At 30.8% G+C, this 21,438-nt stretch carries 21 protein-coding genes; 5 read left to right on the forward strand and 16 right to left on the reverse strand.

Going from position 1 to position 21,438, the window contains the following annotated elements; all coding sequences use genetic code 11:
• Positions 1–41 precede the first annotated feature (41 nt).
• A complete protein-coding gene (locus GYM72_RS01120; protein ID WP_220264406.1) occupies positions 42–404 on the forward strand; it encodes a YraN family protein in 363 nt (120 codons plus the stop codon).
• Here GYM72_RS01120 and GYM72_RS01125 read toward each other — a convergent pair.
• From GYM72_RS01125 to GYM72_RS01150, 6 genes are all read right to left on the reverse strand, one after another.
• Positions 399–1,094: a tRNA1(Val) (adenine(37)-N6)-methyltransferase gene (locus tag GYM72_RS01125; RefSeq protein WP_220264407.1), complete on the reverse strand. Its 696-nt coding sequence runs from the start codon at positions 1,092–1,094 to the stop codon at positions 399–401. The genes GYM72_RS01120 and GYM72_RS01125 overlap by 6 nt on opposite strands.
• On the reverse strand, positions 1,087–2,481 hold the full coding sequence (locus tag GYM72_RS01130; protein ID WP_220264408.1) for a HAMP domain-containing sensor histidine kinase: 1,395 nt from the start codon (positions 2,479–2,481) through the stop codon (positions 1,087–1,089). The genes GYM72_RS01125 and GYM72_RS01130 overlap by 8 nt, the downstream gene beginning before the upstream one ends.
• 70 nt (positions 2,482–2,551) lie before the next feature.
• Positions 2,552–3,934, reverse strand: coding sequence for a hypothetical protein (locus GYM72_RS01135; RefSeq protein ID WP_220264409.1), 1,383 nt, complete (start codon positions 3,932–3,934; stop codon positions 2,552–2,554).
• A 21-nt stretch (positions 3,935–3,955) separates the two neighbouring features.
• Positions 3,956–5,107, reverse strand: coding sequence for an ATP-binding cassette domain-containing protein (locus GYM72_RS01140; RefSeq protein WP_220264410.1), 1,152 nt, complete (start codon positions 5,105–5,107; stop codon positions 3,956–3,958).
• A 341-nt stretch (positions 5,108–5,448) separates the two neighbouring features.
• A complete protein-coding gene (locus tag GYM72_RS01145; protein WP_220264411.1) occupies positions 5,449–5,868 on the reverse strand; it encodes an SH3 domain-containing protein in 420 nt (139 codons plus the stop codon).
• A gap of 4 nt (positions 5,869–5,872) precedes the next feature.
• Positions 5,873–6,352, reverse strand: a complete 480-nt coding sequence (locus tag GYM72_RS01150; protein ID WP_105297142.1) for a BON domain-containing protein — start codon at positions 6,350–6,352, stop codon at positions 5,873–5,875.
• Positions 6,353–6,568: 216 nt separating this feature from the next.
• Here GYM72_RS01150 and GYM72_RS01155 point away from each other — a divergent pair, with 216 nt between their 5' ends.
• Complete coding sequence (locus tag GYM72_RS01155) at positions 6,569–7,468, forward strand: LysR family transcriptional regulator (protein ID WP_220264412.1); 900 nt, start codon at positions 6,569–6,571, stop codon at positions 7,466–7,468.
• Between the two features lie 53 nt (positions 7,469–7,521).
• On the forward strand, positions 7,522–8,508 hold the full coding sequence (locus GYM72_RS01160) for a YeiH family protein (protein WP_220264413.1): 987 nt from the start codon (positions 7,522–7,524) through the stop codon (positions 8,506–8,508).
• Here GYM72_RS01160 and argH read toward each other — a convergent pair.
• From argH to GYM72_RS01205, 9 genes are all read right to left on the reverse strand, one after another.
• Positions 8,505–9,791 carry an argininosuccinate lyase gene (gene argH / locus GYM72_RS01165; RefSeq protein WP_220264414.1) on the reverse strand — a complete coding sequence of 429 codons (1,287 nt, stop codon included), beginning with the start codon at positions 9,789–9,791 and terminating at the stop codon, positions 8,505–8,507. The genes GYM72_RS01160 and argH overlap by 4 nt on opposite strands.
• A gap of 30 nt (positions 9,792–9,821) precedes the next feature.
• Entirely contained in the window at positions 9,822–10,898 is a 1,077-nt protein-coding gene (locus GYM72_RS01170; RefSeq protein WP_220264415.1) for a M20 family metallo-hydrolase, read from the reverse strand.
• Positions 10,899–10,907: 9 nt separating this feature from the next.
• Entirely contained in the window at positions 10,908–11,690 is a 783-nt protein-coding gene (argB, locus tag GYM72_RS01175) for an acetylglutamate kinase (RefSeq protein WP_220264416.1), read from the reverse strand.
• A gap of 73 nt (positions 11,691–11,763) precedes the next feature.
• Positions 11,764–12,714 carry an N-acetylornithine carbamoyltransferase gene (locus GYM72_RS01180; protein ID WP_220264417.1) on the reverse strand — a complete coding sequence of 317 codons (951 nt, stop codon included), beginning with the start codon at positions 12,712–12,714 and terminating at the stop codon, positions 11,764–11,766.
• A gap of 22 nt (positions 12,715–12,736) precedes the next feature.
• Positions 12,737–13,861, reverse strand: a complete 1,125-nt coding sequence (locus GYM72_RS01185) for an aspartate aminotransferase family protein (RefSeq protein ID WP_220264418.1) — start codon at positions 13,859–13,861, stop codon at positions 12,737–12,739.
• A gap of 63 nt (positions 13,862–13,924) precedes the next feature.
• Positions 13,925–14,719, reverse strand: a complete 795-nt coding sequence (gene proC / locus GYM72_RS01190) for a pyrroline-5-carboxylate reductase (RefSeq protein WP_220264419.1) — start codon at positions 14,717–14,719, stop codon at positions 13,925–13,927.
• A 189-nt stretch (positions 14,720–14,908) separates the two neighbouring features.
• Entirely contained in the window at positions 14,909–15,889 is a 981-nt protein-coding gene (gene argC / locus GYM72_RS01195) for an N-acetyl-gamma-glutamyl-phosphate reductase (protein ID WP_220264420.1), read from the reverse strand.
• A 65-nt stretch (positions 15,890–15,954) separates the two neighbouring features.
• Positions 15,955–17,142 carry an argininosuccinate synthase gene (gene argG, locus GYM72_RS01200; protein WP_220264421.1) on the reverse strand — a complete coding sequence of 396 codons (1,188 nt, stop codon included), beginning with the start codon at positions 17,140–17,142 and terminating at the stop codon, positions 15,955–15,957.
• Positions 17,143–17,155: 13 nt separating this feature from the next.
• Positions 17,156–17,818, reverse strand: coding sequence for a GNAT family N-acetyltransferase (locus tag GYM72_RS01205; RefSeq protein ID WP_220264422.1), 663 nt, complete (start codon positions 17,816–17,818; stop codon positions 17,156–17,158).
• Positions 17,819–18,250: 432 nt separating this feature from the next.
• Between GYM72_RS01205 and GYM72_RS01210 the strand changes: the two genes are divergently transcribed.
• Positions 18,251–18,958 carry a histidine phosphatase family protein gene (locus GYM72_RS01210; RefSeq protein ID WP_220264423.1) on the forward strand — a complete coding sequence of 236 codons (708 nt, stop codon included), beginning with the start codon at positions 18,251–18,253 and terminating at the stop codon, positions 18,956–18,958.
• A gap of 239 nt (positions 18,959–19,197) precedes the next feature.
• On the forward strand, positions 19,198–20,265 hold the full coding sequence (locus GYM72_RS01215) for a helix-hairpin-helix domain-containing protein (protein WP_220264424.1): 1,068 nt from the start codon (positions 19,198–19,200) through the stop codon (positions 20,263–20,265).
• Between the two features lie 47 nt (positions 20,266–20,312).
• Here the strand turns inward: GYM72_RS01215 and ribB are convergent, their stop codons facing one another.
• Positions 20,313–21,437: a 3,4-dihydroxy-2-butanone-4-phosphate synthase gene (gene ribB, locus GYM72_RS01220; protein ID WP_220264927.1), complete on the reverse strand. Its 1,125-nt coding sequence runs from the start codon at positions 21,435–21,437 to the stop codon at positions 20,313–20,315.
• Position 21,438 lies beyond the last annotated feature (1 nt).

The following is a 21,438-nucleotide window of genomic DNA, read 5'->3' on the forward strand; positions in this document are numbered from 1 at the left end:
CATATAAATATAATTTTAATTAATAAACTAAAAAATATAGTGTGGCTTATCATAATGAATTTGGAAAAGAAGCGGAAATGAAAGCATTTCATTATCTTTTAGATATAGGATATGAAATATTAGATAGAAATTGGAAATATGATAAGGCGGAAATTGATATTATTGCTAAAAATGGTTCCGAGTTGGTAATAGTAGAAGTTAAGGCTAGAAACTATACAACTATCATCGATCCCATAGAGGCGGTAACCAGATCAAAAAGAAAATTATTGATTAAAGCAGCAAATGAATATGTGCTTTGTAAAGAAATGGATGTCAATGTAAGGTTCGATATTATTTCCATCATAAAAAAAGATTACAGATGGAAAATTGAACATATAAAAGACGCTTTTTCTATGATATTATAAATAGAACTCTGATGTTAATTTTTTATATTCTTCAGACCAAATACGACTTTTTTCTTCGATAACAAAGTTTTCAATTATAGGATTTTTATCTTCTCTGCTAAGTTCAAGGAAAATTCTTTTAATTTTTCCGTTTTTTATTCCTGATATATATATAATGCGATTGGGAAATAAATTATATCTATTTGATAGTTCAAGAATTTCTTGCTCATTTTCTATGGGGAAAATGTATCCGATTTTTCCGTTTTGAGATAGTAATGATGCTGATTTTTTAATAAGAAGATGATAATTCAGTTTTATTTGCTGCCTGGCAACAGGATGTTTACGATGTAATATTTCGTAAATTTTAAAATAAGGAGGATTACAAATAATATAATCAAATAATATATCACTAAAGAAAAGGTCTAAATCGCAATGGATACTTGTGATCTTTTGAGAAAAAGGGGAATTTTTAAAATTTTCCAAGGCCAAAGAATACGCATTGATTTCAGAATCAATGGCTGTAATATAAGAAGTGGGATTTCTTTGCGCGCACATTAACGAAAGAATCCCTGTACCGGTACCGATATCAAGAATACGGGAGGCATTATGTATATCAGCAAAACAACCCAATAATACACTATCCGTGCCTACTTTAAATACGGAATTATTTTGAAGTATATTAAATTTTTTAAACTTAAAAATATTATTCACCTTTAGGAATTTCAAATTTGAAAATTGTTCCTTTCCCTTCTTCAGACATAAAGGTTATAGACCCATTATATTCTTCGATAAGCTTTTTTATGATTGCTAAACCTAAACCACTTCCACTGGTTTTAGTTGAAAATTGAGGAGTAAAAATTTTGCTTTTTATTTCTTCCGGAATTCCATTTCCGTTATCAATAACAGAAAAATAAACCATTCGTATGTCTTGTCTGATTTTTACAATAATATGGGGAGTTCTTCCTTCTGGTATCGATTGAAAAGCGTTTTTTATTAAATTGGTTAATATACGGTTCAATAAATTAGGATCGATATTTAAAATGACCAATTCATCAAGTGTATCCAGTGAAATTTGTTGAGATGGAAATATTTCTAACGAAATTTTAGCAACTTCAATTACGTTTAACTTTTCATCCTTTTTTACAGGCATTTTTGCAAAGTCTGAAAATGCGCCGGCAATCGAAGCAATAGTATCTATTTGTTGTATTAATGAACGGGTTAACGAGTCTAACTTTTCATGAATTTGTGGATCTTCAGGATTAAATCTTAATTGAAAACTTTGAATTTCGAGCCGCATAGGGGTAAGCGGATTTTTGATTTCGTGAGCCACCTGTCTCGCCATTTCCTGCCAAGCATTATCTTTTTCTTTTTTAACCAGTGCATCAGTTTGCTCTCTAAATTTATTCAGCATAATATTGTAAGCTTTAACCAATGGACTCACTTCATCAATATAATTATATAAAAGGGGTCTATTATGAGTAAGTGCGCCGGTATCCCTAAGCCGATAAGCAATATCTTTAATTTTTCTGGTTAAAGTAAGTGAAAAGAACCATGAAAAAATACCACTTACAATTAATACGATAAGCATGATAACTAAATATCTGTATAATAAGGAATAAAAATCTTTTTTTAGAAATGCTTCATCATGTAAAAAAGGAAAATTTATAATTGTAATAGGTTGATAATCATTGTTGTAAATATATCTATATACGGACGTAAAACTTTCTTCTGAATTGGGAAGCTTGTTTATAACCTCTATACGGTCGTTATTTACATTCAGGTTTTTTAAGATTTCTTTAGGAACAAATTCAGTCTTAGGATTGGGTAATTTATTTCCTAAAATATATTTTCCATCCAGAGAATAAAAATTTATATCGATATTATTAATATCTGAAATTTCATAAATTTTATTGCCAATTTTATTTTTAACCTCCTCCGGTTTTGTATTTCGATTGGAAATGAGATAATCGAAAGTTTCTATAATTAATTGTTCCTTTCTTTCTAGCCTTTTATTGTTATATTCCTCCGCAATTCTTATATATTGATAAAAAGTTATCAATCCCATGGCAAATATAGTGCTGACCACAACGAGGATCATCACTAAAAAAATTCGCAAGGATAATGGGAATCTTTTGTACATTTAAAATAAAAAATAGGGTTAATTTCATCTATTCTTCAGGCAAAGCTTTCCAGTTTTTTATTATTTTAGCTATAAAGAATAAAATGATAATTACAAATATAAGATTAATCCAGAAAAAGGCGGTTGAATGATTATAAAAGTAAAGGTATATAGTACTAATATAATGGTTCAAATATTTACTATATACGGATTCACTTATTGACGTCATAAAAGTTGTATAATAAAGTATAGGCATATAGGGTAATATCCATAAAATCAAATTTATCAGTATAGTTGATTTATTCTTTGCGCTTTTTTTATAAAGTTTAAATATGACGTATATGCTCATATATAAAAATATAAATGTCCAATAAATATCAATTAAATAAATGATATTAGACTCCTCAACGTTAAAGGGAAATAGAAGGAATATAACAGAAATAATTCCGTTAATAAAAATAAGTAATCCAAATGTTATAAATGCGATTAGCCAGGATTTTCCACTTGTTGTACGAAAGGATAATATTGCAATAGATAAACTTAAAGCAATATATAAAATGATTAAAATAAATTCATTGTAAAAATTCCCATTATTATATGCATCATACATTTTTTGATAAGCAAAATCGAGTTTTTTAAATTCTACATAATTTTTTATGTTATCATCATTTTGAATTTTCGCATTGCTAATATAATTTGATTGAGTCACAATATATTTGGGAGGATTATAAACTAATTTCATCCAGCTATCTACAGTAAGATTGGTAGAAAGATTATGTTTTTTTTGAAGATATAAATATTCCCGAATTAAATTTCGTATGCTATCTTTTTGTTCGTTAATTAACCAATCTTTAACTTTCTCAATTTCCTTATTATATGGATAAAAATTCAGAAGAGATAAATGCATGGGAGTTGAATCAGGATCTTTTTCTAAAGAATCAATAGTATTCTCGATAGGACTGAATTGATAATAATTATAAGAATCAGGTATTAATATTTGAATTTGATCCACTATTTTTTTAGCTTCATAGATTTCCTGTTTTGAAGCATAAGTTCTCACTTTATATTTGATACCCTGGGAGTAACTGAAAGGATATGATAGATTGCCGGCGAGTAAGATAAAAGTTAGCAACCATTCCATATATAAAGCATTGGATTTTTTTGGGTAAAAGGATTTAAAACCGTTGTTCTTTATATAAAATAATAGCCATATAATGAGAATTAATAAACTAGCTAAAATTGAAATAAGATAGATGACAGTGGTGCTATTTAAATCGTAATCCGTTTCATAAAAATTAATAGCTCCGGAAAAATAACCCGCAATAAAGAAAAAAATATTAATAAATAGAACTGTTATACCCATCGGAACAAATTTTGTGTTCCATAAAATAGGGTAATTTTCTAGCAAACGTTTTTGTGTTTTTGTAAACATGATCACGGATTTTTAAAAGAATTAAATAAAAAATCTACGAGTTGAATCAGATATATTTCTAAAATACTTAATGGGCATCTGATCCTCAATACAAAGAGTTAAAAAATTATTCACCGACGTAGTATCAGGAAAATGCGCAATATAAGAACCTCCATTATATTGTAATTTTAGTAAAGAGATTTTAGATAAAGAAGCATAAAGTTTTTCCTGAGGCCATTCCGATTCAAACTCAATAATCAATTCAGGCAATTCCTTTTTATCAGAACTCTTACTTATTATATTTTTTTGTTCCCCATGTTTTAAGAATAGCACTTTATCGGAATTTTTTTCCACTTCATACAATTGTTGGGAGCTGACAACGATACCCAAAGGTCTGAATGGAGATTTTGCTATTGCTTTAAAATCTTCCAATACCGTTTGTTGAGAAAGAATATCTAAATTAGATAAAGGCTCATCAATCAGTAAAAGTTTAGGTTTTCTAAGTAACATTCGGGCTAATTCAAACCTCATTTTATATCCTGAAGAAAGATTAGCCCAATTCATTTTCCGATAATTTCGCAATCCCATTCTGGAGGTAATCAAATCAACCATTAATTCGTTTTCTTCTCCCTTAATATTATAAGAAGATGCAGTAAATTGAAGATTATCTAATATAGAACCGTACCATATATTCGGCCTTTGAGGAATATAAATCAACTTAGTTCTTAATTCATATCGATCTTTAAAATCCAGTGTATAAGATATACTTCCCTCAGTCGCTTCCAATTCTCCACATAAAAGTCTAAGCAAAGAAGTTTTACCGTTTCCATTTTCTCCCACTAAACCAATAATTTCTCCTTCGGAAATTTTTAAGCTTATAGGGCCTAAAGAAAAAGCAGATTTACTGTATGATTTTTTAACTTTTTCGGCTTCAAGAAGTCTTTTCGGTTCATGAATTTCTTTTTTAGAAAGAAATTGATAAAGTTCATTTAAGATGACAGAATATTTTTCCTTTTTTCCTTTTTCATTGGATTCATTATAATCAACCCATTGAAGTAAATCACTCGTTTTCTTATAAAAAGAAACTTCTTCCGTATCTAGCGTTAAATCAATAATTCTTTTTAAAACTAAAGAGTAATCATCAAACTGTAAAAATTGTACAATATCTTGGAATTGCTTTTCGAATAAATTCATTTAAATATTGGTATTAAAATAATACTAGTTCTCTATTGATAAAAATTTTTAGATAATTGTAAATTTAAAATATAATTAAGCACAAAATAAATAAAAACCGTCTAAATAAAAATTTTAGATAAAATACTAGCAAAAATCAATCCTAAGAATCTATAATTCAATCTTAATTTTAATAGATGCACCAACAAACAGAATATTTAAATGTTTTTTAAAAGTCATAGTATCAACAGGTAAAGCAATCTTAAAAAGATATAAATATAATTCCGGTATATTTAATTGGATAAAAAAAGGGCAAGAAAATTAATTCCAGCCCTCTCAAAAAATATTTAAGTATAATAATTTTATATAGCCGTTAAATATTCAGTATTACAATATCCTTCGGTTCCATCTTCAGATCGTATTAAATACCAATCATCGTTATATTTGCTCAGAAAAGTTACCGTAGATTGATGTGCGGCTTTTCCTAAAATAGGTTGATCCGTACCCGGACCTTTTCTAATATTTAAATTAGAACTTTGAGTGGTTACTTTATATTTAGAAGAAGGTGCATTGGGTGATACATTAATATTTAAAATTAAATCAGCGGATCTGAAATCAGGATCAATTTTATTATAAGCAGCCCACAACTGATCTTTAGACTCTCCATTCGGAACCTCTCCTTCAATATAAAGAACATTATTTTGTTCTTTAACAGAAAGATTTGTTGTTCCCAGACTTTTCGCCTTATTTATTAAATCTGCGTATTTATCTTGTAAAGCCATACTTCTATTTTAGTAATAATTTTTGTTCAATTTTTTTAGGTTGCAGCGTATTAATTGCTTGCATAAGTCGGGGCAATTCGCTCCTATTTAATTCACCATTAAGAGTTACCACACCATCATTTATATCCGCTGTAACACCGGTATACCCTTTTAAAATATCATTTACTTTAGATTTTAATACAGAATCCACAGAAACCACTACATCACCTGATTCTGATTTAACCGTTGCATTATCTTCAACGGATTTAATACCCGGTATTGCTTTAACAGCATTTTCAGTTGATTGTTTAGCGTCATTATCGTTATACTCTCCGGTAAGTGTAGCCACCCCTTTTTTAACATCAATAGTAACTCCTTCAGGAATAACGGATTTTGCCTTGGTAACTAAATCTGAATCTTTAGGCTCATTTTTACATGATGTCAAAGAAAAGCTCAGCGTACCCATTAATGCAAAAGCCCATAAAATTTTTTTTAATTGTTTCATAATTTGGTTTTTTAGGTCTATTTAAAATTAACATTGTTTAATACCAATCCAAAACAAAAATTATTCCATATATATACTTTTACACTTGTGTTGAAAATCAGGATCGAAGGATAAAAATTAATTTGAATAGGTTCAATTTTTTTCATAAATCAATAATTGTATGATTTAATAAAATATTTATAGTAATTTACTTAGCAAGAAATAATAAAAATTATAATGTCTGATTTCCGATTGAAAATATTTTATGCTGTAGCTAAAAATTTAAGTTTTACCAAAGCTGCTGAGGAATTATATATTTCACAACCTGCTGTGACTAAAAATATAAAGGAGTTGGAATCAGAATATGATTTAACCCTATTTCTTCGAAAAGGAAATAAAATAGAGCTTACCGATGCCGGTAAAATATTATTGATCCATTCAGAAAAAATCATGAATATTTATAAACAAATACAATATGATTTTGATTTACTGAAAGAAAATTTTTCAGGAACTTTTCAACTAGGAGCAAGTACTACTTTAGGCCAATATTTACTTCCGGCCTTGATGTCTCAATTTCATTCCAAACATCCAAAAATTAAAATGTCTCTTATAACCGCAAATACAGAAGAAATTGAAAAATATCTGATTGAGAAAAAAATTGAGTTAGGAATGGTTGAAGGCAAACCCAAAAATAAGCAACTTAAATACCTTCCATTTTTAAAAGATGAAATTGTAGCCATTGCGCACACCTCACAGGAAATTTCAAAAAAAGAAGTTTTGACTTTAGATGAATTGCAAAAAGTACCTCTAGTTTTGAGAGAATTAGGCTCAGGAAGTTTGGATATTATACGAGATGCTTTTCAAGCTGTCAATATACAGCTTAAAGATCTGAACATTGCTATGCATTTAGGAAGTACAGAAGGCATCAAGACCTACCTTACCCATACCAACAGTATAGGTTTTATATCCATTGCAGCAGTAACTAAAGATATAAAAAAAGGAGAATTTCAAATAATTGATATAGAGGGAATAAATATAAAACGCTGGTTTTATTTTGTATATAAGCAAGGAGTTCCCGAAGGAAATTCAGATGTTTTTATAAAATTTGCTACTTCACATTATAACCCATCGTTATAAGGTATAACATTTTTTCATTGGCAGATTTGTATGCATTAAAGGATATTTGTACAATGAGTCAAGCAACAACCAAGAAAAAATTAGTCTCCAATGATCGGGTAAAAAAAATAATTTTTATTCTTTTAGGTTTACTTTGCCTGGTTGTATCTATAGACACCCCTCTAGCGTTATTGTTGGGAATGTTATTTTCCTTTAGTTTCGGTAATCCTTATCCCATCTATACTAAAAAAATAACGCGCTATCTTCTTCAACTTTCTGTTATAGGATTGGGGTTTGGGATGAATTTAAATACAGCAATTCAAGTTGGTAAAGAAGGATTGTTATTAACGGTTGGATCAATTTTTCTTACCTTATTCTTGGGAATATTGATAGGAAAATTTTTTAAAATTGATAGGAAAATAACCTTGTTGATATCATCAGGAACTGCTATATGTGGAGGAAGTGCTATAGCTGCCGTTGCTCCGCTTATCCATGCAGATGAAGAAGAAACCAGCCTGTCTTTAGCCACTATTTTTATTTTAAATTCCATTGCTTTATTTATATTTCCGGCAATAGGACATCTAATACATCTTTCACAAGAACAATTCGGATATTGGTCTGCATTGGCTATACATGATACAAGTTCTGTAGTTGGCGCTGCACAGCACTATGGTTCAAGAGCCTTAGAAATTGCGACGATGGTTAAGCTGGAAAGAGCCTTATGGATCATTCCCTTATCTTTTCTGATTATATTGACTTTTAAAGAAAATAAGGAAAATATACATAAGAAAATAAAACTACCTTACTTTATATTTTTATTTATTGCGGCCATGATAAGTAATACCTATTTACCCCAATACTTTCCTGTATTTAAGATTATTGACCATGGGTTGGTTATGGCAGCTAAACGAGGACTAACCGTAACCTTATTTTTAATAGGAGCAGGATTAAGTTTACAAACCTTAAAAAAAATTGGTATAAAGCCTTTACTTTTGGGCGTTATCTTATGGACAAGCGTATCTTTTTTAACTTTGATTTTACTCGTATTTAGGATGTATTAATCCATCCAATAATCATCCATTTTCTTTTTAATTTCCTCTAAACACAAATTATTTATGCTTCCTTCATGCGTATGAGTAGTTTTTTTAGGAGATTGAAACGTTCCCTGTTCCACCTGTTGACCGATCATTTTATATGCATCACGAAATGGAATTCCTTCAGCTACCAATTCATTAAGAGCATCTACGGTAAATAAATAATCGTATTTAGGATCTTCGAGGATATTTTTATTAACTTGTATATCTTGAAGAGAATAATGAGCCATTTCTAAACATGCCTTACAATTTTGTATTCCCGGAATAATTCCTTCTTTTAATAACTGTAAATCTCTATGATATCCACTAGGAAGATTATTGGTTATCAAAGTCAACTCATAAGGCAAAGCTTGTATTTTATTGCATTTTCCTCGTATCAATTCAAAAACATCGGGATTTTTTTTATGAGGCATAATGCTGGAACCCGTTGTCAAATGGGTGGGAAGTGAAAGAAAGTTAAAATTTTGACTTAAATATAAAGTTACATCCATTGCTAACTTGGATAAAGTGCCGGCCAAGCTGCTAAGAGCATATGCCGTGCTTTTTTCCGATTTACCTCGACTCATTTGTGCGGCAACGGAATTAAATTTTAATGTTTTAAAATCCAATTCCCGAGTAGTAAACGTTCGATCTATAGGAAAAGAACTACCATATCCCGCTGCTGATCCTAAAGGGTTTTGATCGACTATTTTTAAAGCTGCATTAAGTAAAATTACATCATCAATCAAACTTTCAGCATATGCAGAAAACCACATTCCGAAGGAAGAAGGCATAGCTATTTGAAAATGCGTATATCCGGGCAATAAAATGTTTTTATTTTTTTCTGCAAGTACCAGTAGAAGATCAAAAAGTTTACGACTTTGATCTTTAATCACTTTTAATTCATCTTTCAGATATAAGTTCATATCAACTAAAACCTGATCATTGCGGGAACGAGCCGTATGAATCTTTTTACCGGCATCTCCCACTTTTTCAGTTAGTAAAAATTCTATTTTAGAATGTACATCTTCAAAATTCTCTTCAATTTTAAATGTATGATTTTCTATATCTGTGAGAATTTCATTTAATGCTTGAAGTAAATCTTTTTTTTCGTTTTCTGTAATAAGCCCTACTTGATACAACATCTTAGTTTGAGCTAATGAACCTAACACGTCATATTTAGCTAAAACAATATCTAATTCTCTATCATTTCCTACGGTAAATAAATCAATTCTCTGATCAGTCGGTATACCTTTTTCCCAAAGTTTCATTTTTTAAAATTTAATAGTTTTAATTATCTATTATAAGATCGTTTGATTTAATAATTCTATATATAGAGGAATTGCTTCTACAATTTCCTCCCTAAAAATATATTCATCGGCAGTGTGAGATCGTAAAGAATTTCCCGGCCCCATTTTTAAAGAAGGGCATTGTAAGACGGCTTGATCTGAAAGAGTAGGAGACCCATAGGTTTCTCTCCCCAAAGTTATACCGGATATAACCAACGGATGAGTTTTAGGAATGGAAGAAGATTTAAGTTTCAATGATCGGGGTGTAATTATTACCCTTTCAGATGATAAATTTTTCTTTACTATTGATAGTATCTCTTCGTTTGTATAACAATCATTCACACGAATATCCACCACCAAACGACATTCTTCAGGTACAAGATTGTGTTGTTTACCTGCTTCAATTTGAGAAACTGTCATTTTCATAGGTCCTAAAACTTCTGATATTTTTTCAAATGAGAAATTTTTAAACCATTCAATTACCTCAAATGCATTATAAATGGAATTATCGGGATTATTATGAGCTGCGTGACTGGCAGTTCCTTTTATGAGAACATCTAAAACAAGCAAGCCTTTTTCAGCAATGGCAAGTTGCATTTGAGTAGGTTCACCTATAATAGCACATTCTAATGGTGGCAAGTGAGCCAACACACTGTTTAGACCTTTTTTTCCACTGTTTTCTTCTTCAGCGGAAGCCACCATAATTAAATTATATTTCATATTCTTACGTAAATAAAAAAAGGTAAACGTGGCTAAAAGAGACACCAAACATCCTCCGGCATCATTGGAACCTAAACCGAATATTTTACCCTCTTTTTCAATGGCATCAAAAGGATTATGAGTGTAGTCTTTGTTAGGAAAAACAGTATCTTGATGAGAATTCAGCAGTAAATAAGGTTTGTTTTCATCTACATATTTATTATATGCCCATATATTATTATTCTCTCTTACATAAGGAATTGAATGATGTCTGAACCAAGCTTCGATCAATAAAGCGGTATGATGTTCTTCTCCGGAAAATGAGGGCGTTGCAATTAATTTTTTTAACAGATCAATTGCTTCATAAGTTAGTTGTTCAATGGTTTTCATAAGACTTAATTATAAGGTAATACAAGTATGAGAATGATTAAAATTGTTAATTATTTCAGGGTTAGAAATAATAATATTTGTAACTCCCTGTTTCAGCGCTTCAAAACAATTATCAAGTTTTGGGATCATACCCGAATGAATAATATTATCCTTTTTTAACTGTTGATAGGAATTGTAATTTATCGTTTCAATAATACTATTTTCGTCTTCAATATCTTGTAAAACACCCTTTTTTTCAAAACAATACAATAAAGTGGTTTCATAAAAAGAGGATAGACTCACAGCCAAAAATTGTGCAATGGAATCAGCATTCGTGTTAAGCAACTGTCCTTTTTTATCGTGGGTAATTGCACAGAATACAGGAATCGTATCGGTATCGAGTAAACATTTAATCCATTCGGAGTTAATTTCAATGATATCCCCTACATATCCATAATCATAGGTGCTATTTTCTCTCCTTTTCGATACAATAGAATTTCCATCGGCACCGGTTAGCCCGATAGCAGAGGTTTGTAAACTTTGAAGTTGAGCTACAATTTTTTTATTGCAAAGTCCTGCATACGTCATTATTGCCACATCTAGCATTTCTTCGTTGGTTACTCTTCGTCCTTCAATCATGATCGATTCAACTCCCAATTTACCCGCTAATCTTGTAGCAGCTTTTCCTCCTCCGTGGACTAAAATTTTCGGGGTTTCCAATTTAGAAAAATCTCGTAAAAATTGAGTAAGGACTTTTTGATTATCAATTACATTTCCTCCTATTTTTATAACGGTTAATTTTTTCTTTTCCATATTCAACATGTTGGGTTGTTTATTGGTAATTAGTTAATTACCTGTTTTTTACCAATAATCAAATAATTAATATTTATGTGAGCCCTTCCAGTATTCGAGTAAGAATGGTTTGAGCAGAATACGTTCGATTATTTGCTTCAGGTATAACTATCGAGGCATCGCTGTCCAATATGTCATCAGTTACAATCATATTTCTTCGTACCGGTAAACAATGCATGAATTTAGCGTGATTTGTCAATTCCATTTGTCTTTTACCAATGGTCCAATGAGGGTCTTCATTTAGTATTTTACCATAATCGTTGTAATTACTCCAATTTTTAGCATATATAAAATCAGCATTTATAAATGCTTTTTCTTGATTATATTCAATGGGAACACCTTTGGTAATTTCAGGATTCAACTCGTATCCTTCCGGATGAGTAATAACAAAATCCACCTCCATTTTTTTCATCATTTTCACGAATGAATTGGAAACAGATTGAGGAAGAGCTTTTGGGTGTGGAGCCCAACTCAATACCACTTTAGGACGTTCCGTTTTTTTGTATTCTTCAATGGTCAACGCATCAGCCAAAGCTTGTAGAGGATGTTCTGTAGCCCCTTCTAAACTGATGATCGGAACGGTGGCGTATTTAACGAAAGAAGAAATGACTGTTTCCGCTTCGTCTTTTTCCTTATCTTTTAAAGTAGGAAAGCTTCGAATGGCTATTATATCACAATAAACTGATATAACTTTAGCAGCTTCTTTTATATGCTCGGAAGCAGAACCATCCATTACCGTTCCATCTTTAAATTCTAATGTCCAGCCTTCTGTGTTTAAATTCATAACCATACAATCCATACCCAGATTGCGAGCTGCTTTTTGTGTGCTTAATCGCGTTCTTAAGCTCGGATTAAAAAATAAAAGCCCTAAAATTTTATTTTTTCCCAAAACTTGGTTGGCTAAAGGAGTAGCTTTAATCTTCTTAGCCAAATTTAACATCTCGTTTAGGTCTGTAATATCATCGACAGAAGTATACTTTTTCATTATTTCTTATTTTATAAGGTTGTTAAAGACAAGACTGTAAACTGTCATAAAGCATATCAATTTCATTTTTGGAAATAGTTAACGGCGGAAGCACACGCAGTAGATTTTTATTATTGGAATTACCCGTAAAAATCTTTTTTTCATAGATTAATTTTTTACGGAGATCTGCGACTTCGAAATTAAATTCTAATCCCAGCATTAATCCTTTACCCTTAATTTTCTTAATTTGCGATAGAGAAGAAAATTTTTTAATGAAATATTCATATTGTTTTTGAACATTGCTTAAAATATCTTCATCCTTTATTACTTCTAAAACCGCTAATGCTGCGGCACAAGCAAGATGATTTCCGCCAAAAGTAGTTCCTAATAATCCAAAAGAAGAAGTAAATTCAGGTGAAATTAATATCCCCCCGATAGGAAATCCGTTTCCCATCCCTTTCGCTATCGATATAATATCTGCTTTGATTCCGTGATATTGATGGGCAAAAAATTTTCCGGATCGTCCATATCCACATTGAATTTCATCCAGAATTAGAACTACCTTATTATTTTTACAAACCTTTTCCAATTCCCGAAAAAATTCAGTGCTTCCTTCATCCAATCCACCCACTCCTTGAATAGCTTCGATAATTACAGAAGATACCTCTCCTTTAGCAATCTCTTTTTTAACACTTTCAATGTCGTTTAATTCGCAAAATACCACTTCCTGTTGAGCGTTGATAGGAGCAATAATTTTTGGATTATCGGTCACGGCAACCGCTGCGGAAGTACGCCCGTGGAAACTGTTTTTAAAGGCTAAAACTTTTGATTTTCCGGTATGAAAAGAGGCTAATTTTAAAGCATTTTCATTGGCTTCTGCTCCTGAATTGCAGAGGAATAACGAATAGTCGGGATATCCGCAAATTTGAGGTAGTAAATTACCCAGTTTTTCCTGAACAGGATTGATAATTGAATTGGAATAAAAACCGATGGAATTGATTTGTTCAGTTACATGTTTTATATACGTTGGATGTGAATGACCGATGGAAATAACCCCATGCCCACCATAAAAGTCAAGGTAGGCATCTCCTTTTTCATCCCATACGGTACAACCTGATGCTTTAACAGGGGTTACAGAGTAAATAGGATATACATTGAATAGACTCATATTAGTATCCTTTATAAATTTTTATTATTGTTTTTTTGTGGTATTCATGTGATACTTTACTATTTATTTCTTAGTCAGCTGATTGATTTTAGTATAGGAAGCTAAAAGCCCTTTAATAATGGCAGAGTTAACTCCTTGATGATCCATTTCATTAATTCCGGCTATGGTGCATCCGCCCGGAGTTGTGACCTTATCAATTTCTTGCTCGGGATGACTTTTTTTAGACTCAATTAATTGTGCCGCTCCCATACAAGTTTGAGTAATCATGGATAGAGCTTCTTGCGGTTCCAGTCCCATTTCTATAGCTCCCAACATATGTGCACGAATGATCCTCAGCCAAAAAGCTATACCGCTGGAACAAATAATTGTTGCCGCTTGCATTTGCTCTTCAGGAATTTCTACAGTATGTCCCAGTTGATTAAAGATTTCCAACGCGATATTGATTCGATCCTTTCCTTTTTTATTGGAACAAAGACAGGTCATGGATTTATTTACCGATATAGCGGTATTAGGCATGGCCTTAATAATTGGAAAATGATTGCCTATGATTTCTTCTAGTTTACTTAAATCAAATCCGGCAACTACTGATAGTAAAGTATGATGTTCCGTAAATAAATGCCGGCATTCTTGTAAAACATTGGTTAAGACATTAGGCTGAACCGCAAACAATATAATCTCTGAATTTTTAATTGCCTCTTTATTGTCTGAGGTAAGAATTATATTTTGTTTATTTTCCAGTTCATGTAAGGTTTTAATATTTCGCTTAGTAGTATATAATGATTCAGCAAAATTGCTGTTAATAATTCCTTTTGCGATTGCCAGTCCTAAATTTCCGGCTCCAATAATTGCTATTTTCATATTATAATTTTGTACTAATTATATAATTTTTATTATTCATTAAAATCAGTAATTTATCCTTTTTTTAGTTAACATCTCTAAAAGAACCATAAGAACTTTCTAAATAAACTAAGGAAACTGATATTGTATTTTTAGTTTTTCTAGTTAATCATATTAAGAGGAAATAGTGAATTCATAACTCTAATTTTATCAAAATGCCACCGGTTTTAAATGTAAACCTTCGGATTCCTCAAATCCGAAAATAAGGTTCATGTTTTGTACGGCTTGACCCGAAGCACCTTTGCTTAAATTATCAATCACCGAAGTGATTAATAGGGTATCTTTATGTTTTTGTATTTCTAATATACATTTATTTGTGTTGACTACTTGCTTTACAGATAAAGGAGTGTTCGAAACAAAGGTAAATGGATGATCCTGATAGTATTCACGATATAAAGAAAAAGCTTCCTCCTTTGAAATTTCACATTTTAAATATATGCCGGCAAGAATTCCGCGAGTAAAATTTCCCCGCATAGGTAAAAAATAGAGTTGATGTCGGTTGGTTCCTAACTGATGAATACTTTGTGAAATTTCTGCCTCATGCTGATGACTAAATTCTTTGTAAAAGGAAACATTATTATTTCTCCAACTGAAATGAGCAGTTGCTGAAAGTGATTGCCCCGCACCGGTAGAGCCGGTTACTGCGTTAATATGAATATCTTGGGACAATAAACTTTTCTTTGCTAAGGGAAATAAAGCTAATTGTATGGCGGTGGCAAAACATCCGGGATTAGCAATATTTTTTGCCTTTTTTATTTCTTCTTTTTGTAATTCGGGAAGACCGTAAATATATGTTCTGTCTTGAAATACATGATGAGGTTTAACCCTGAAATCATTACTTAAATCTATAATTTTTGTGTTTTTAGAATACACATTTTTTGTCAAAAATTCCCTGGATTTACCATGTCCCAAACATAAAAAAACAACATCTGCCTCTTTATCAATGCGTTCAGAAAAAATTAAATCGGTTTCTCCTATAAGGTCTTCGTGGACCGTTGTGACAGGGTTTCCTGCATTGGAAGTGCTGTAAACGGATGTGAGTTCTATTTTTGGATGATTAATGAGGATTCGCAATAATTCGCCCGCAGTATATCCTGCCCCTCCCACAATACTAGATTTTATTTTGTTCATTGGTTTTTTAAACTAAACTATACTTTCAATTTTTATTTACTTTAATTCAAGATAAAGTTCGTAAATTATTCTAAATCATTGAAACTATGATGAATTTTTAATTGATTTCCAAAAATTTTAATGAAACCTCGGGCATCTCTACTATCCCAAGCTTCATTTTCTTCACCGTAAGTAGCAACTTTTGATTGCATCATATCATAAGGAGATTTTATACCGATCATACGGAAATAATAGGGATACAACTGAATCTTTACGGTGCCGCTAACTCGTTTTTGAGAGGACGTAAGAAACGCTTCAATGTCACGCATTACAGGGTCCAAATATTGCGCTTCATGCAATAAAGTACCGTACCAATTGGCCAATGAATCTTTATGTAAGAGTTGCCAACGGGATAGGGTATGTTTTTCCAGCAGATGATGTGCTTTAATCAGTAACATAGGAGCAGGAGCTTCAAAACCTACTCTTCCTTTAATTCCTAAAATGGTATCTCCTACATGTATATCTCGTCCAATGGCGTATTTTCCTCCTATTTCATTCAGTTTTTGAATTAATGCCACCGGATTCATTTTTTCTCCATTTAATCCGATAGGTTCTCCTTTAGAAAATTCAAGTTCAATTATGGAAGAGTTGGTTTCAGAGAGGGGAGTAGGGAAAGCCTTGTCCGGCAAAGGGAGATCAGAGGAAAGTGTTTCAACACCTCCTACAGAAGTTCCCCATATTCCTTTATTGATGGAATATTTTGCTTTTTCCCAATTCATGTTTATTCCGTTTTTTTGTAAGTAGTCAACTTCTTCTTGACGAGAAATATTTTCATCACGAATCGGTGTAATTATTTTTGATTTAGGGGAGATGACTTCAAAGGCTACATCAAATCGGATTTGATCATTACCGGCTCCCGTGCTTCCATGAACTATATATTCTGCATTTATTTTTTTTGCGTATTCCGCTATAGCCAGTGACTGAAATATTCTTTCTGCACTAACTGATAAGGGATAGGTATTGTTTTTTAAAATGTTTCCATAAATGAGAAAGCGTAAACAATTTTTATAAAATTTTTCAGTAATATCAATGGTTATATGATGATTGGAACCCAGCTCATATGCTCGTTTTTCAATTTGTTTTAATTCTTCTTCAGAAAATCCTCCGCTGTTTACTATAACGGTATGTACTTCCATATCGTGTTCTTTAGTTAGTTTAACCAAAGAATAGGAAGTATCTAGTCCTCCACTATATGCTAAAACTGCTTTTTTCATAATCAAGATTTTTTTAGATGGTTTTAATTTGGGAATTATTACAATCCTTTTTAGATTTTAAGTGAAATACTTCTTTTATTTTATTGAGATGAGTAATGACCTTTTTATCGAAACTATTTTTATGGGAGATATTCTTATCTTTTTTTTGATCTTTAGGATCGAATAACATTCCGGTACATAAGCACATTTTATTTTGTTTACTTTGTAGAATATTAAAATTCGTACACGTTTTACAGCCATTCCAAAAATCAGGATCTTCAGTTAGTTCAGAAAAGGGTACCGGCTTATATCCTAATTCCGAATTAATTTTCATTACAGCCAAACCGGTAGTTATACCGAAAATTTTAGCTTCCGGAAATTTTTTGCGGGTATAATCAAAAATAAAATGTTTAATTTTTTTGGCTAAACCTATTCCTCTGTAGTCAGGATGAACAATTAATCCTGAATGGACGACAAATTCTCCGTTCTGCCATTTTTCTATATAACAAAAACCTGCAAATTTTGCATTATCAAGAGCTAAAATAGCTTGTCTTTGATCCATTTTTTTTTGGATGTATTCAGGTGTTCTTTTAGCAATACCTGTACCCCTTACAATAGCCGATTGGTAAATAGTTTCGCATATTTCTTCAGCGTATTGATAATGTTCTTCTGTTGCAACAACAATAGTAATATTCATCTTATGTATAAATAATATAGTAAATGGATAAATTGAAAAAACAGTAGTAGATAAATTACTGTATAAAAAACGGAAGTGTCGGCTTTGGAAAAATTGAAAATCAAAGCCTAACCTGCCTACTGAAGTAGATAGGGTAAGATAAAAGGGTAATTTTATTAACCGGCAATGTTAAATTGCGTAATAACATGACTAAGATTTTTAACTTTTAAAATCTAAATTAACATAACAAAAATAATAATTATTTTTTTATACGAATAAAATTTTTTAAAAATTATACGGTTAAATATAATTATTTTTAAGATATATTTTGTTTTTTAATTTTAAGTTTAATTAAATCAACAGTATGAAATACTAGTGAACTATAATGATTATTCTATACTTATAACAAACAAAATTTTCTAATTTTGCATTTAAAATGCTAATATTTTTTATATGGGATCTAAGATTACATTTTACATAGTACGTCATGGTAAGACAATTTTAAATACATTAAACAAAGTTCAAGGTTGGAGTGATACACCGTTAACAAAAGAAGGGATTGAGGTGGCAGAAAATTTGGGTAAAGGATTGAAAGATGTTAAATTTTCTTCAGCTTTTTGCAGTGATTTAAGGAGAACCAGAGAAACTATCAATATAATTTTAAAGAATTCAGATCAAAAAGAACTTCCGGTTACAGAAAAACCTGAATTAAGAGAAATCTGTTTTGGAGCCTATGAAACTGCCTTAGCTACGGAAATGTTTAAGGATGTTGCCTTATATCTTCATTACACTAATGCTCAGGATTTATTAAATGATATCTTTGACAAGAATAAAGAAATTACTTATAAAGAAGCGGTCAATACCATAAGTATTTTAGATCCTATGAAAATGGCAGAAGATTTTAATACCGTTGAAAAAAGAACGCATAAAGCTTTATCGGATATTGTACAGATCGAAAGTAAGAATAAGGAAAATAAAAACGTTCTGATCGTATCTCACGGATTAAGTATAACTCTAATGCTCCATAATTTGGGAGGTAAAAGATTATTTGTTAAGGATTTGGAAAACGCTTCAGTATGTAAAGTTATATTTGTAGATGGAAAATATATCATCGAATCGGTTAATGATATGAGCTATGCAGAAAAAGGAAAAAATAGCTAAATATTTTTGAATTAAATTTTCACATAATAGTTTTGTAAAGTATCCATTGAGTTCGCAATTTTAAAGGGATTGCTAACTTACTATGAACTATTTTGAATTTTAGGTTATTATTTTACAGCGATTTAAAAGAAGTAGAATTTTATTTTTTAATATAAAAATATAATTTTTTTACGTTACCATAATAAATGGTAACATTTTAAAAATTAAGCTCTTGTAATTATATATTTATATTAACTTTTATGAATTTACGCCTTAAAATGATAAAAGAGCAACGAATAGGTGTTCTTTTGTTGCTCATAATTATATGTATTTTAGAATTATTAATTCATAGGAATGCTTTAATTTCTTCAATCTTTGAGAATAATAATGCTACCCCTTTACAATTTGTTGAAGAAATTAATGAACAGAATTTTAAGGTAAAGGATAAAAAAGATAAATTTATAGAACCTTTTAATCCAACTGATTATAATACAGAAGACTGGCAGAGTTTAGGTTTTTCTAAAAAACAAGCAGAGGTAATCATTAATTATAAGGCTATGCTTGGAGGTAAATTTACTTCTAAAGAACAGCTTAAATCTTGCTACGTAATTTCCGAGGAAATGTATGCAAAAATATATCCTTTTTTGTTATTAACGGAGAACGGCTTTAATGAAACAACTACTAATTCTAGTAAAGTTAAAAAGTATCGGTTATTAACATTCGACCCGAATACATATAATGTAAACGATTGGATGCGTATAGGTTTTTCAGAAAAACAAGCGGAAAGCATTATAAGATATAAAAATTCTATCGGTGGAAAATTCAAATCCAAAGAGGATTTAAAAAAATGTTATGTGATATCAACTGTAAAATATCAAGAATTGGAATCGTACATTAAGCTTCCTTCTCAAAATATTGAAAACACATCAAATATAAAAGTACTTCAAATTTCCAATGAAAAAAAGGATATTAATACAGCATCTTTTAACGATATAAATTCCGTAATTGAAAATGAAATCATAACTAAAAGAATATTGAGTTTTAGAAAAGGTTTAGGTGGTTTTGTGTCGATGGAACAAATTAAAGATGTATATGATATAACTTCTGAAATGGTTTCAAAAATTTTTAATTCTTTCGTTTTAGATCCATCCCAAGTTCTTAAAATAAATTTACAAACAGCCTCAGAAGAAGATTTACACAAGCATATTTATTTAAGGAAGTATAAAAATAAAATTATAGAAGCAAGAAATAAGAAGAAAGATCCTTTACGTGTCATTACCGATTCAGATCCAAAATATCATTTTATAATTCAATACTTGGTTAAATAAAGAAGCTACTATATAGCTTCTTTATTTATAATTTATGAGAATGAAATTTAAATTTTAATTTCATTTACAATCTTAATTCCATATCCACTACTTAGAGGGAAATTTTTGTTAGGATTGGTTGTTAAGACATTGATATTTTTAATTCCTAAATTTTTAATTATTTGTGCACCGATTCCTAAATCCCTTTCGTCGGATTGTATGCCAAAATCAGCTATTTCTCCCGATATGTATTTTTTGAGTTCGCTCAGATGATTTTCAATTACCTCTGTATTGGAAGGATTGTTTATAAAAATAATTACTCCTTTTCCATTTTCATTAATAAAATTAATAGCTTTATTTACAATGGTTTCTTCTCCTTGAGCAAGGGTTTTGAAAAGATCCAAATATATATTGTTAGCACAAACTTTTACAGGTATGATTTCATCTTCATTAATTTCTCCTTTCACTAAAGCAAAATGAATTTGATCGTTGGTTTTATCTTTATACGTTACAAATCGTAATTCACCATAATGGGTTTTAATTATTTCATCGTCGATTTTTTCAATCAAAGAATCATTTTTAAGTCGATATGAAATTAAGTCTTTAATAGTTATAATTTTTAAATCAAATTTCATAGCAACTTCCATTAATTGAGGTAAACGAGCCATTGTTCCATCTTCATTCATGATTTCAACTAAAACTCCGGTAGAAGGAAGTCCCGCTAATTGTAATAAATCGACTGTAGCTTCAGTATGTCCGTCTCTTTTAAGTACTCCTCCTTTTTTTGCAACTAAAGGAAAAATATGACCCGGACGTGCAAAATCACTTGGCTTGATATTTTCATCGACAAGAGCTTTAACGGTTTTGGATCGATCAGAAGCGGAAATACCTGTAGTAATCCCATGTCCAAGTAAATCTACTGAAACAGTGAAAGCCGTTTGCTTAGGATCAGTATTTTTTCCGACCATGTATTCCAAGTCCAGTTCTTCAGCTCTTTTTTGAGTTAAAGGCGTGCAAATCAAACCCCTTCCGTACTTAGTCATAAAATTTATAGTTTCAGGTGTCATAGTTGATGCTGCAGCAACAAAATCACCCTCGTTTTCACGATCTTCATCATCAACAACTATAATTACCTTTCCCTGTCTTAATTCTTCAAGAGCTTCTGATATGGTATTCATTTTTAAGTCTGTAATA

The organism is Apibacter sp. ESL0404, from assembly GCF_019469245.1.
Classification (GTDB): domain Bacteria; phylum Bacteroidota; class Bacteroidia; order Flavobacteriales; family Weeksellaceae; genus Apibacter.